Annotated in this window: 13 protein-coding genes; 2 read left to right on the forward strand and 11 right to left on the reverse strand. The window is 30.7% G+C overall.

Translation table 11 applies throughout. The annotated features are described in order from the left end of the window. Nucleotides 1-91 precede the first annotated feature (91 nt). Genes PKN74_RS01095 through PKN74_RS01135 form a run of 9 tightly spaced genes read right to left on the reverse strand, consistent with a single transcriptional unit; the run spans nt 92 to nt 7886 of the window. Nucleotides 92-1288: a L,D-transpeptidase family protein gene (locus PKN74_RS01095; RefSeq protein ID WP_472307722.1), complete on the reverse strand. Its 1197-nt coding sequence runs from the start codon at nt 1286-1288 to the stop codon at nt 92-94. Further along, entirely contained in the window at nt 1221-2423 is a 1203-nt protein-coding gene (gene coaBC, locus PKN74_RS01100) for a bifunctional phosphopantothenoylcysteine decarboxylase/phosphopantothenate--cysteine ligase CoaBC (RefSeq protein WP_472307724.1), read from the reverse strand. Before coaBC ends, PKN74_RS01095 begins: the two co-directional genes overlap by 68 nt. A gap of 18 nt (nt 2424-2441) precedes the next feature. Next, nucleotides 2442-3848, reverse strand: coding sequence for a glutamate--tRNA ligase (gltX, locus tag PKN74_RS01105; RefSeq protein ID WP_472307726.1), 1407 nt, complete (start codon nt 3846-3848; stop codon nt 2442-2444). Beyond that, on the reverse strand, nt 3842-4387 hold the full coding sequence (locus PKN74_RS01110; RefSeq protein WP_472307728.1) for a TIGR00725 family protein: 546 nt from the start codon (nt 4385-4387) through the stop codon (nt 3842-3844). The genes gltX and PKN74_RS01110 overlap by 7 nt, the downstream gene beginning before the upstream one ends. Continuing rightward, nucleotides 4381-5091, reverse strand: coding sequence for an LPS export ABC transporter ATP-binding protein (lptB, locus tag PKN74_RS01115; protein WP_472307730.1), 711 nt, complete (start codon nt 5089-5091; stop codon nt 4381-4383). The genes PKN74_RS01110 and lptB overlap by 7 nt, the downstream gene beginning before the upstream one ends. A gap of 10 nt (nt 5092-5101) precedes the next feature. Next, complete coding sequence (locus PKN74_RS01120; protein ID WP_472307732.1) at nt 5102-5581, reverse strand: OmpH/Skp family outer membrane protein; 480 nt, start codon at nt 5579-5581, stop codon at nt 5102-5104. Nucleotides 5582-5606: 25 nt separating this feature from the next. Further along, nucleotides 5607-6341 carry a 23S rRNA (guanosine(2251)-2'-O)-methyltransferase RlmB gene (gene rlmB, locus PKN74_RS01125; RefSeq protein WP_472307734.1) on the reverse strand — a complete coding sequence of 245 codons (735 nt, stop codon included), beginning with the start codon at nt 6339-6341 and terminating at the stop codon, nt 5607-5609. Next, nucleotides 6314-6733, reverse strand: a complete 420-nt coding sequence (locus tag PKN74_RS01130; protein ID WP_472307736.1) for a Mini-ribonuclease 3 — start codon at nt 6731-6733, stop codon at nt 6314-6316. The genes rlmB and PKN74_RS01130 overlap by 28 nt, the downstream gene beginning before the upstream one ends. Continuing rightward, nucleotides 6726-7886: a glycosyltransferase gene (locus tag PKN74_RS01135; protein WP_472307738.1), complete on the reverse strand. Its 1161-nt coding sequence runs from the start codon at nt 7884-7886 to the stop codon at nt 6726-6728. The genes PKN74_RS01130 and PKN74_RS01135 overlap by 8 nt, the downstream gene beginning before the upstream one ends. 315 nt (nt 7887-8201) lie before the next feature. On the opposite strand from PKN74_RS01135, the gene mutL reads away from it, so the two are divergent. After that, a complete protein-coding gene (gene mutL / locus PKN74_RS01140; protein WP_472307740.1) occupies nt 8202-10112 on the forward strand; it encodes a DNA mismatch repair endonuclease MutL in 1911 nt (636 codons plus the stop codon). 70 nt (nt 10113-10182) lie between these two features. On the opposite strand, the gene PKN74_RS01145 is transcribed toward mutL, so the two are convergent. Together PKN74_RS01145 and PKN74_RS01150 are read right to left on the reverse strand one after the other, a co-directional pair. Continuing rightward, entirely contained in the window at nt 10183-11688 is a 1506-nt protein-coding gene (locus tag PKN74_RS01145; protein ID WP_472307742.1) for a 5'-nucleotidase C-terminal domain-containing protein, read from the reverse strand. A gap of 21 nt (nt 11689-11709) precedes the next feature. Further along, nucleotides 11710-12591, reverse strand: coding sequence for a damage-control phosphatase ARMT1 family protein (locus PKN74_RS01150; RefSeq protein WP_472307744.1), 882 nt, complete (start codon nt 12589-12591; stop codon nt 11710-11712). Between the two features lie 294 nt (nt 12592-12885). On the opposite strand from PKN74_RS01150, the gene rpmH reads away from it, so the two are divergent. Next, a complete protein-coding gene (gene rpmH, locus PKN74_RS01155; protein WP_472307746.1) occupies nt 12886-13020 on the forward strand; it encodes a 50S ribosomal protein L34 in 135 nt (44 codons plus the stop codon). Nucleotides 13021-13030 lie beyond the last annotated feature (10 nt).

The following is a 13030-nucleotide window of genomic DNA, read 5'->3' on the forward strand; positions in this document are numbered from 1 at the left end:
GAACGCCTGACTGTGACTCAGGATGTCGTGGGTTCAAATCCCACCAGCCACCCCATAAAATTAAAAACTCACGATATGCTTTCGTGAGTTTTTAATTTTTACTGTTATATACATAAACTTCTGTACCCAGAGAAGTTATAAAATCTATCTCTTCCACATCGAAATTGAACATTCTAATACATCCATGTGATATTCTTTTTCCTATTTCCCATGGTTTAGTTGTTCCGTGAATTCCATATTGAGGGTTTGAAAGTTGTAGCCATCTTGTCCCCATTCCGTTAAGAAGCGATCCGGGGGGAATATATTCATCATACCAGTATAAAGCAGGATCCTTTTCTTTATATGATATCCTATAATATCCAGGTGGAGTGTAATCACTCATTCCTACTGCGACTACATAGGTTTTCAAGAGTTGATCATGAAAATAAAGGTACATCCTATTTTTTGAAAGATCTATTTCCAAGTGTATGGGGCTTTCAAAGTATTCAACTTTACCTATTTTTAAAGCCTGGCCAGGATAAATCAGAGAAGGATCTCTTAAATCATTTATGTTAACTAAATCTCCTGGAAGTACATTGTATTCTCTAGCAATTTTGTATAAACTTTCGCCTTTTTGAACTATATGGTATCCAAAAATTTCATATTTTTGTTGAGGTTTTAAAATATTTTCAGTGATAACTACTTCATTTACCTTCAAGAAAGGAGTTTCAACTTTGAAATATATACCATACCTGTTTCTAAAAATAAACTCAGCTCGATAAAGACCATCTTTAAAATATTTTAAAGAGTTTAAAAAATCTTCTTCGCTTTCAAATTCTTTATCATCGATATTGATATCAATCAAGTATAAAGAGTTTTTTGGATAATAATCTAAGTAATATTCATACCCATTTATTCCAATCGACGTTGTAATTTCTATTTTTATTTCAGGTGTAAAATCATCTTTTACTAGAAAATTGTTAAAAAATTGGGAAACATATTGCCCATATTTGTCTGTTGAAGATACTAAGAAAGAATAAACATCTCCAGAGTAAGAATTTAAGTTGACATAGAAACTGTACACGTTTTCTCTAACTCGTGTAACAATTAATTTTTTTCGTATTCCTCCATCATATATGTAAACATCGGGAATACTTTGCAACTCTAAAAGACTTTCCACATTAATTTTAACAGTATTTTTTGATTGGTCATATTCACTCGGATACATTAAAAAGTAATTTTCAGCAAAACTTATTATAGACATAATCAATAATAAGAGCAGCAATAATTCTCTTATGATTTTTTTCAAGTCGATATTCCTCCCCATAACTATAAACGATTACCTCATTCTCATCAGATTCAAATCCTATATCTTTTCTTGAGACATCGTTTACAATAATCATATCTAATTTTTTTTCTTTTAACTTTTTTTTGGCGTACTCTTCATGGTTTTGGGTTTCTGCAGCAAAACCTATTAAAATTTGATTTTCTCTTTTTTTTTCTCCTAATTCTTTTAAGATATCGGGATTTTTTTCTAGTTCAAGAACTAGAACGTCATCTTTTTTGAGTTTTTGAGCAGAGAAATTTTTAATTCTAAAATCACCCACTGCTGCGCTCATAATAATTATATCACTATTTTCTGAGTAAGTTACCATTACTTTTTCCATGTCGATAGCACTTTCAACGGGGATGAAATTTTTTACCAATGAAGGAGCTGTTAAATTTGTAGGACCAGAAACGAGGGTAACGTCTGCGCCCCTACAAGCAAATTCCCTTGCTAGTTCATATCCCATCTTTCCACTAGATCTATTAGTAATGTACCTCACTGGGTCTATTTTTTCAACAGTAGGTCCAGCACTAATTAATACCTTCTTATTTAGAAAATCCTTTTTACAAAGCAAATATTCAGCATATTCTAAAATTCTGTCATTATCAGGATAACGACCTTTTCCAATTTCTCCATCTGCAAGATGTCCGACTTCAGGTTCAATAATGGTCCATCCATCGGCTTCTAAGATTTTTAAATTTCTTTGTAAGGCTTTATTTTCATACATTCTTACGTTCATTGTAGGAACAATAAGTTTACTTTCTTTTGCAAAAGCTATAGCAGTAGAAGTAAGTAAATCGTTACTTATTCCACATGAAATTTTTGCAATGATATTCGCTGTTGCCGGGGCAACAATAAAAAGATCTGCCCAGTTAGAAAGCTCTGTATGAGGTATCCATCCTCCTTTCACATCGAAGGAAGAATAATATACATCGCAATTACCTACAGCAGAAAAAATTTGATCTGATACCCAATTTTTGGCATTCTTGGTCATAATAACCTTCAAGTTGAGGTTCATTTTTCTCAATTTTGAAACCAAATCCACAGCTTTATAAATAGCGATTCCACTTGATACACCAATAAGAATGTTTTTGTTTTCTAGATAGGGATATTTCATGTAACTTCCCTCTTTCGATTATTTATTTAGTTTGGTAATGTTATTAGAAAAATTTAAAGTTCTTTTTAATCTTTTGATAGTTTCTTCTTTTCCCAGCACTTCTATTGATTCATACAAACCAGGAGTAACAAGTTTTCCTAAAACTGCACCTCTTATTGATTGAAAAACATTTTTTTTACTTGTTATATTTAAAGAAGCTATTTCTTTCAAAACATATTCAATATTTTTTATTTCAAATACGTCTAATTTCTCCAACTTGTTAATACTTATTTTAATAACTTCTTCAAACCAGGGTTTACTCATGTATTTGTTTACAAATTCTTCTTCATATTCAAAATCGTTCTTGAAAAAGTTCAGGGAAAATTCGTATAATTCTTTTAAAGTTCTAACCTTTGGCCTTGATATCTCGATAACTTTTCTTATATATACATCATCGGAGTTTATATCAATTTTACAATAATTGCACCAATCTACAAAATTTTGATAAACTTCATCTATATGATTGTTACGCAGATGAACCTCATTGGTCCATAAAAGTTTATTGTAATCAAATACAGTTGGATTTTTCGATACATTTTTTATATCAAACTCTTTAAACTTTTCTTTAAAATCGAAAATTTGTTCATTAGCATTCCATCCCAATAAGCTCAAATAATTTAACAATGCCTTAGGTAAATATCCTTCTTTTCTAAAGTAGGATATAGAAACTTCTCCATGCCTTTTAGAAAGGGGAGTTCTATCTTCGCCCACAATTAGAGGTAAATGAGCAAATTCTGGCAAGTTGAACGATAAAGCATTATAGAGCAAAACTTGTTTTGGGGTATTTGGAATATGATCCTCTCCTCTAATTACATGACTTATTTTCATAAGATAATCGTCTATAACTACACAAAAATTATATACTGGAATCCTGTTTGATCTTAAAATAACAAAATCTTCTATATAGTTGGTATTGAATTCAATTAATCCTCTAATTAAATCGTTGAAAGATATCACTTCATCTTTTTTGACCTTAAATTTAATAACTATTGAAGAATCAGCATTACGCTCAAGTTTATATTTGTTTGGTAAAGGATTACCCTCAAAAACTATTTCTTCACCTTCATAAACACAGTAATAGGCTTTGCCGTCATTTAACAACTGTTCAATGTATTTTTGATAAATGTCTAGTCTTTCACTTTGTCTGTATGGTCCATATTCTCCATTTTTATCTACACCTTCATCGTAGTCTAAACCAGCCCATTTAAGTTCTTCTAATATTGCATTTTCATACTCTCTTTTCGATCTTTCTAGATCAGTGTCTTCAATTCTGATAATGAATTTACCGTCGTGTTTTTTTGCAAAGTACCAGTTGAATAAAGCAGTTCGAAGTCCACCTACATGTAAATTTCCTGTTGGACTGGGAGCAAATCTTACTCTTACCAATTTTTTTTCACTCCTTGTTCTATTTCTTTTAAAACAGCTTCCATTTCATCTACAGAATAAACTTGTCTTAATTCTACCAATTTTCTATTATCCAAATATTTTTCTTCAATTAAAACTTTTGTTATATTATCAGTCCAACCACTACTCTTTCTAAATAAAATAACGGGTTTCTTATATGAATACGCCCCTAAAATTTCTATAGCAGTTCCTATTTCTCCGCCAATACTAACCACTGCATCAACATTTTTTAACATTATAAAAGAGCGCATATTAAAATCTAATCCAGTTTTAATGGGAAGAGTTAGATATTCATTTCCTTCTTCTCCCCAAGGTAAAAATCCTACAACCAACCCACCATTATTTTTTGCTGCTTTTGAAACAAGATACATAACACCATCTCTTCCACCATTTAGTAGAACCCAATTATTTTTTGCAATGCATTTGCCGATATCTAAGCAGATGGGAGTTAAAGATTTTATAGGTTCTTTATAAATGTCACCAGAATATCCAATAACTCCTACGTTCAAAATCTTCACCATCCTAAATAATTTGCCTTGACATTTTCATCTTGTAAGACAATTTTCGGGGAACCACAAGCAATTATTGTTCCTTTATGAATGACATATAGTTCGTCCACAACTTGTACTATTTCATCAATGCTATGATCAGTTACTATTATTGAAATTCCTGTTTCAGCTAGTTTTCTTATGATCTTTTGGATATCTTTAACAGTTATGGGGTCTATTCCTACAAATGGTTCATCCAAAAGAATGACTTTTGGGTTTGTTATTAGGGTTCTAGCAAATTCTAACTTTCTCTTTTCCCCACCAGACAATGAGTAAGCATACTGATTCTCTAAGTTATCTAATCCAAAGTCCTTGATTATTGAGGATATCTTTCGATCAGAATCTTCTATCTTCAGTAAATTAGCAATCATTTGAAGATTATCTATAACTGTTAAGTTTCTAAAAACAGAGGGTTCTTGTGGCAAATACGCTAAACCACTAAGAGCCCTTTTATGGATTGGTAAATGAGATATATTCAAACCATCAAGATAGATTTCACCTGAATTAGGTACCACTAGCCCCAGTATGACCTTGAAAAGGGTACTTTTTCCAGCACCATTGGGACCTAATAAGCCTGTTACAACTCCTTTTTTAGATTGGAAATCGACGTCTTTGAGTACTGTTTTTTTCCCATATTTTTTATTTATATTTTTACAATCAATTATTACATTTCTCATATATAAGAAATTATTTGACGTTTATATAACTGATAATTACATCCGTTAAGTCTAATGAATCTTTTACATAAATAACCGCACTTTGATAGAATATAAAATCATAATCATTTGCTTCTGCGTATTGTGCTATTTTTTTGACTACTTCCTCAACAAGAGAATCTATTTTAGTTTGGTATTCTTCCTGAAGGGATTGTTGATATTGGTTATATGTTGTTTGTAATTTTAAAAGATATTGTTGAAGTTCTTCATCTGTAGCGCCAGATTCTTGTAATTGCATAAATTGATTTTCCATTTCATATATCTTGTTTTGATAATATTGGAAATCAATTTGGTAAGATGATTGTAAATCATACCATTTGTAATAATTTTTAATGGTTTTATCAAAGTTCACATATCCGATTTTCAGATTAGTGGTTCCTTGAGAGAATCCCAAAAGAGCGAACAACAGAATAGCTCCTAACACTACCATTTTTTTTACATTTTTAATCATAAAACACCTCCACGTATTTTAAAATTTAATTAACCTCTTTTTTTAAAAAATCCCTTTGTTTTTTTACTTCAAAAAGAATTATTCCTGCGCTTACAGAAACATTTAAAGAATCAACATTATTTGACATAGGTATAGTTATCAATTGATCACAATGTTTTTTAACGGTTTTTCTTATACCACTCCCCTCATTGCCATATACTAGACATACATTTCCGCTAAAATCAACCTCATAGTATGGAATGCCAACTGAATCAGTACCATATACCCAAACATTCATTTTTTTTAATTGTTCTATTGTATTAGATAAATTGGTTACTTGTATAATGGGTATTTTAAATACCAAACCTGACGAAACCTTTACAACAATGGGAGTTACTTCAACTGTCTTGCCTTTGGGAATGATTACCGCATCTACTCCAGCTGCAGCAGATGATCTAATTATTGCTCCAAAATTATGAGGGTCATGAATTTGGTCTAACATCACTAAGAACAAATTTTCTTTGTTATCCAGAATTTCTATGGATTGGTAATTAAATTCTTTACCTATATCAACTACAACACCTTGGTGTTTATTTGTCAATGCCATTTTTGCAAGTATTTCATTGTTAACGAAACTGTAGGGGAAATTAGCCCTTTCGGCGAGGTAAACAAATTCGCTTAGATTTCCTTTTTCGACTTTTGAATCACTAAAAAAAATGTGTGTGATTTTATAACCAGATTCAACAATTTCTTTTAATATGTTTCGTCCGTAGACATACAATTGTCAATCACTCCTAACAATTCCTTTATTCTTTTATAGTTTTTTGTCAAGAATAAATATCCAATAACCGCTTCAAAACCTGTAGATTTTCTATATTCATAATCATTTCCTCTTTTTTTTGCACCATTAGAATTAACAGCCCTTTTATAATACTGTTTTTCAGTATCATTGAATTCTTCATAAATTAGGTCAATAAACTTTGAATGTGCTGTTGCACTTAAAAATTTTTTTGAGTTTTCGTAGACAATTCGAGTTTTAATTCTTCCATCACCTAATAATTTAGTTTTATATATAAGTGCGATAACTGCATCTCCAATATAAGCAAAATTATCAATAGGAATTTCTCTCAAATCAGCTAGCTGAAAATTAAATATTTCTTCAAATTCATTCATTACTTATAATCTCCTTTTTATATAAATCCAAAATACTTTCAACACAGGCTTCAATAGAAAAATGATTTTGAACAAAACTCTTAGCTTTTTTCGCTAAATTTTCATATAAAATATTATCTCTCAACAATCTTAGAATTTCATTAACAAAATCATCTTCATTTAATTCTTCAATCATTATTCCTCCAGCATCTTCTTGGGATAGAATATCATACACTCCTAGTTTACCTAAAGCAACAACAGGTTTTCCTGCACTCATCGCTTCTAAAATTACTAATCCTTGAGTTTCTGTATAAGAAGCGAATATAAAAATATCAGATTGTTTGTAAGCATCAATGACCCTTTCTCTAGGTTGAGCATCAGTAAAAATTACATTTTCTTTTATTTTTAACTCTTCAGCTAAAAGTTCTAAATTTTCTTTTTCAGGGCCTCCACCAATTATCACAAATTTTACATTTTTTTCTTCTAGCAAGACTTTTGAGAACACTCTAATTAAAAAATCAATATTTTTTTCTTTACCCAATCTACCCACAAACAAAAGGATTCTATCTCCTTCTTTTATCGATGGGTATTCCTTTCTTAAATCCCAAGTTATTGGTTTATCAAAAGAACTTATATCTATCCCTGTTGGGATCACTTCTATATGATAAGATGGAACCCCATATTCTATGAGGGTATTTTTAATGTTGTTTGTTGGAGCAATCACCCTGTCTAATTTCAAACACCAATTTTTAATGAGTTTTTGAGTCAATTCAACAGGAGGCCTCATTATCGGAGGTAAATAATGTAAGTAATATTCATACATAGTATGATGGGTTCCTATATGTTTTAGTTTAAGTGATTTCGAAACAGACATGGCCAATATCCCCATAGAAAATGGATCATGAGAATGAACTATATCAAGGTTTAAATCTTTAATTTTAAACATTTTCCACGAAAAAGGAATAGCTACTCTTTGCTCCTTTTCAAAGGGGAATTTTACTGCTGGGAATTCAAATACATTTTTTTCTTGTCTTGAATATTTAATATCATATTTTGGTACAAAAAGAAAAACATTATGCCCTAGTCTTTCCATTTCATCTTTGTATAATTTTAACGCAGTAGCAACCCCATTTTTTTGAGGTATATATGTATCAGAAAACATTCCAATATTCATTTTATTTATAGCGTAGAATTTTCAAAAAAATTGAAAAAACGCCGTCCCTCCAATGTGTTAAATTTGAGATTAATTTTCATATTGAAATATAACAAAAAAATATAACGATACCTTTTCATAACTTTTGAGAATTGTTTATTTTAGAATATACTTCTAAGTTCACAAAACAATTATAACAAAAAATTACGTTTAATAGTTAATACTAGTTCTTCAATAAGATGATATAATAAAAAAGATAAAATCAGTTATTTATTTTTAACAAAAGAAAGGAGAATAGGTGATTTCCTTTTATTATTTCGAAAAAGGGAAGAATGTATGCCGATTATTATGCGAATAAAAGAATTACCTAAAGAGGTAATAATGAAGATTGCGGCTGGTGAGGTAGTTTCAGGCCCTAACTCTGTAGTTAAGGAACTTTTGGAAAATTCATTGGATGCTGAAGCCGATGATATAACAGTTGAAATAGTTGATGGAGGAAAAGCTTTGATACGAGTTGAAGATAATGGTTGTGGCATGACTGCCGAAGAAATGAAAATCGCTATAATGCCTCATACAACTAGTAAAATCTCATCAATCGATGATTTATATTCTCTAAGTAGTTTTGGCTTTCGAGGTGAAGCACTTGCCTCAATTGCAAGGGTGTCTAAGATAAAAATGATATCAAGAACTTTTGAAAATGAATTAGGCACGCAGTTAGAGATGTTTGGTGGTGAGATAGTTGACGAAAAAAAAGTGAATGCAAAAGTAGGAACAATTATTGAAGTTGAGGATCTATTCTATAATATCCCTGCTCGTAGAAAGTTCTTAAAAAGTGAATCGGTTGAAGGCAGATATGTAACTGAAATTGTTGAAAAATTTGCCCTTTCAAACTTTATCAATCTTGTTTATGTTCGAGATAAAAGAGAAATCTACCACTTTACTAAAGATATGGATTTAATTACTAAATGTCTGAAAATTTATCCTGAACTCAAAGTCCAAGACCTACTTGAAATTGAATACAATGATTCTTCGATAAAAATTTGGGGTGTAGTTTCTAACCCCAGAATATCAAGAAATAATAGAACAGCCCAAACTTTTTTTGTTAACAAAAGATATGTAAAAGCAGCTTCACTTTTTTCAATTTTGGAAAAAGGTTATGGCGAAATGTTGGAAAAAGGGAAGCATCCTTATGCTGTTATTTTTATTGAGCTCCCACCTGATATGGTAGATGTAAATATTCATCCTCAAAAGTTAGAGGTGAAATTCAGAGATGAACAAAAAATTGTTATGTTGCTAAAAAATGTTATAAGAGAATCTCTTTTGAAAAAAGCTAAATTTACTATAGAATTTGTAAGTACTAAATCAAGTAATGATTTAATACAACGAAAAGAAGACTTCCAAAAGCCTAATTCAATTCAGGATTTGTACACCAAAAATTCAACAACAAGTATATTTGACGATCAAGGCTTTGAAGAAAGTGTGGTTTCATTTAATAAAAAGATAAAAGATGCTCAACTTTCCTCGGATACTGATAGAAACAATCTTAAACACGAAAGGTTTAAAGGTAAACCTACAGATAAATATCAAAACAATTATGAAAAAGATAAAAATATGTATTTCGATTTTGATAGTGTTAAAAATAATTTAGAACAATTCAAGGGAAGTTTAGATTTTGATTCCAATAATCTGGTCAGAATTGTGGGAACAGTTGCAAATAGGTATATTATTGTTGAAACCTCAGAAAGTATTTTAATTGTAGACTTTCATGCGGCACATGAGAGATATATTTTTGAAAGGTTAAAAAAACAAATACTTGAAAAAGGAGCTTTAAGTTCAAATCTTCTTATTACCCCTTTTAAAGTTAAATTAGATGAGATACGAAAAAATTTAATTATAGAAAACAAAGATTATTTAGAGAAACTCGGAATAATTATAGAAGAGATTGAAAATGAAGTATTTGTTAAGGGACTGCCTTTTGGTATAAATATCCACGATATAGAAACTATTATTTGGGATATTGCTGATGAGTTAAGAGTCGTTGATTTCGAAGGTTTAGAAAAAATCTTTGATAAAAACTTAGCTACCATAGCTTGTCGTTGTGCAGTTAAAACTGGCGACAATCCTATTGGATTAGAAATGCTTTTAAATAGCATCTTTGAAAACAGATTATTAACTTGTCCTCATGGAAGGCCAATATTGATTCACTTAAGTTTCAAAGAATTGGATAAATACTTTGGAAGACTATAAAATACATTCCATTTACAAAAAAATAAATTAAAAGGCATCCTTTGCAAGGATGCCTTTTAATTTAGATTCGTTAGTCCAAATATTTTAATCTTTGTTCTGAAGGATAATCTTCAATAATTCCCAAATATTTAATATATTCTGCCAAAACTATAGCGTCTGTAAATCCTGTATCATAACCGGGCTTGCCGATGAGCATTGTATAGCCATCGCCACCAGCAGCAACATAATTATTGGTTACTACTTTATAAGTTTTGTTTAGATCTAAAGGCTCTCCATTTACTTTAACATCAACAGGTTTACCATCTTTTATTTCTGCAGTTAAGCCACCAACATGAAGCTTAGCACCTTGACCATCAGGAATCGTTGCAGCATATTCTAGGACTTCAATTAAATCTTTTCCTGTCAATTCTAGTACATATACAGTATTTCCAAATGGTAGTACAGTCAATACATCTCTGTAAGTGATTTCTCCTGCATCTATGGAACTTCTAATACCTCCACCATTTACTAAAGCCACGTCTGCTCCAGTTTTCCATATCATGGAATCCGCTATTAAATTACTTAAATTTGTAGCATGACTCCTTACATGTGCTCTTTCTCCATCGAGAAGAACCCTAGTTTCCCCAACTACTTCATTAAGTGCAGCTGATCCTAACTGATAGAACATATCAGAAAACATCTTTATGAAAGGATCTTCAGGAATATCTGTGGTTATAGGTATCAGTCCACTTCGCCAGTCCACAACATGACCGCCGTCTACCCATAGGTCTATTCTACCTAAATATTTCCCATGTTCTCCTGCCTGAGCTATAATAACGTCGTTTATTACGACAGACTTATCTAAAACGGAATGTGTGTGACCATCTATTATAACATCTATTCCACTAAAGGATTCGGCAAGTTCATTAGTTGTTGTAAATTTAACAGGAAGGACGGGTTCTGGATTTTCATCATCATAATAACCTAAATGACACAAAACAATAACCACATCTGACTTTTTTTGGACAATGGGTAAATATTTCTCTAAAGTTTCTTTTGCGTTTGAGATGGTATTATTGCCCAAATAAATTGGTTCTAAGACCAAGGTCTGTTCTGTTGCAAGTCCTATAATTCCAACTTTTACATCACCACATTTTTTAATAATGTAGGGCTCAAAGATAGGACCTCCATGTAAATCGTTAACAAAATTAGCAGCTACAAAAGGAAACTGAGCAATTTTGCTTTGTAATTCAAGGGTCTCAAAGGGTTTATCGAATTCGTGATTTCCGAGCGTCATTGCATCTAAGCCCATATAACTTAAAATCATAAAATCTGGTAATGCATCCATTTGATCTGATTCCGGAACACCTGTATTCACGTCACCTGCGTGTACAAAAAGTACATAACCACCTTCTTTTTCCACTTCTTCTTTTGTTTGGTTAATAACTGTAGCAATTCTTGCAAATCCACCACCATCATCTGTTCCCCATACATGACCATGAGTGTCATTTAAATGAAAGATGACTAGATGAGTTGGTTTTGCAAAAATCGATAAAACTACCAATAAAATAAGAATAACGCTAGTAAATTTTTTCACCTTGACCCCTCCTTTAGATTTTTAAAACTTTTTGAAAATTAAATCACCTACGTTTACTCCTAAAATATCAGAAATTACTTGACAATTAGTTACCAACGAAAAATACATAGGTTTATCTAAATTTACTGAAGCTAAACTTTCATAGTTTGCTTGTCCCTTTACTATTATTATATCAGCATTTTCAAAAATATTTTTAAATGTAGGTGTTGTTTCAGCCCATATAGTACCTAAATATTTTGAGCCACTTTCAAATGGTATAGATACCTCTTTTAGGAAGATCTCTTCGGCGTCTTTTATAGTAGCACACTTATAAACAGGTTTAGATTTTACAGCAGAATGAACTATTAACTTTGGATAAATTTCTTTTAAAATTTTAATAAAGAGTTTATCAAAAAAAATTTCTCCTGCATAGTTGTGAATAAATAACAAAGACTCAGCTTCTTCTAAGTCTTTTCTTAAAAGATCTATATCATTGATGGTCAACGTTTTATTTCTAAAAAAACTGTTAATTTCTATTTCCAATTCTCCAAATGAGTTTTCTGAAGTATGACTAAAAAGTTCTCCCATTACACATAATTTAAAGGCCGAATTTAATGCATCTTCACTGGATATACAAAAGTCGATTAAGTCATCATAAATTTCCATAAAATGTTGATTGGCATTAGTTTTGTCTACATAAAAATAATCAATATCAGGAAAAATTTCAAAAAAAGCGTCAAAAAATATTTTGGACAAATAAGACAAATCCTGATCAGGATTGATTTGCGTTAAAACTTTTTGAATTAAGGTCTTATAATCATTAAAAATTTGCGTAGATGAAGGATGATTATTGGCTATAACTTTAGGTGTTAATTCTGAAGCGTAATTCAGTATACAATTTATACATCTATAGTTTACTTTCACATATTTCACTCCTTGAAAAACTATTTCTGAATAGTTGTTTATTTATATTAGTCAAATTAATTTTATCATCTTAAAATTAAGTATGTATTTTATTTTTTAGAGTTATGTTAATAAATACTTGACAAAATTTGTTACCTCATTTTATTGACATCACAACAATAAATCATTATAATATTATTCGACTAAATTTAGCAAATTAGGTTTTGGGTACAAAATTGGGTATAATATTATTATAAAATTTGATCGAAAATTATTAAACAAAAACACTAATCTTTGGAAGTTGGAGGTGTAAAAATGAAAAGGACATATCAACCATCGAAAATTAAACGTAAGAGGACGCACGGATTTTTAGCAAGACAGAGTACTCCCGGAGGTAGGAAAGTTATTAAAAGAAGAAGAGCTAAAGGAAGAAAGCGATTAACAGTTTAGCTTTTAACAG

Origin of the sequence: Defluviitoga sp., from assembly GCF_035349255.1 — a bacterium.
GTDB lineage: Bacteria > Thermotogota > Thermotogae > Petrotogales > Petrotogaceae > Defluviitoga.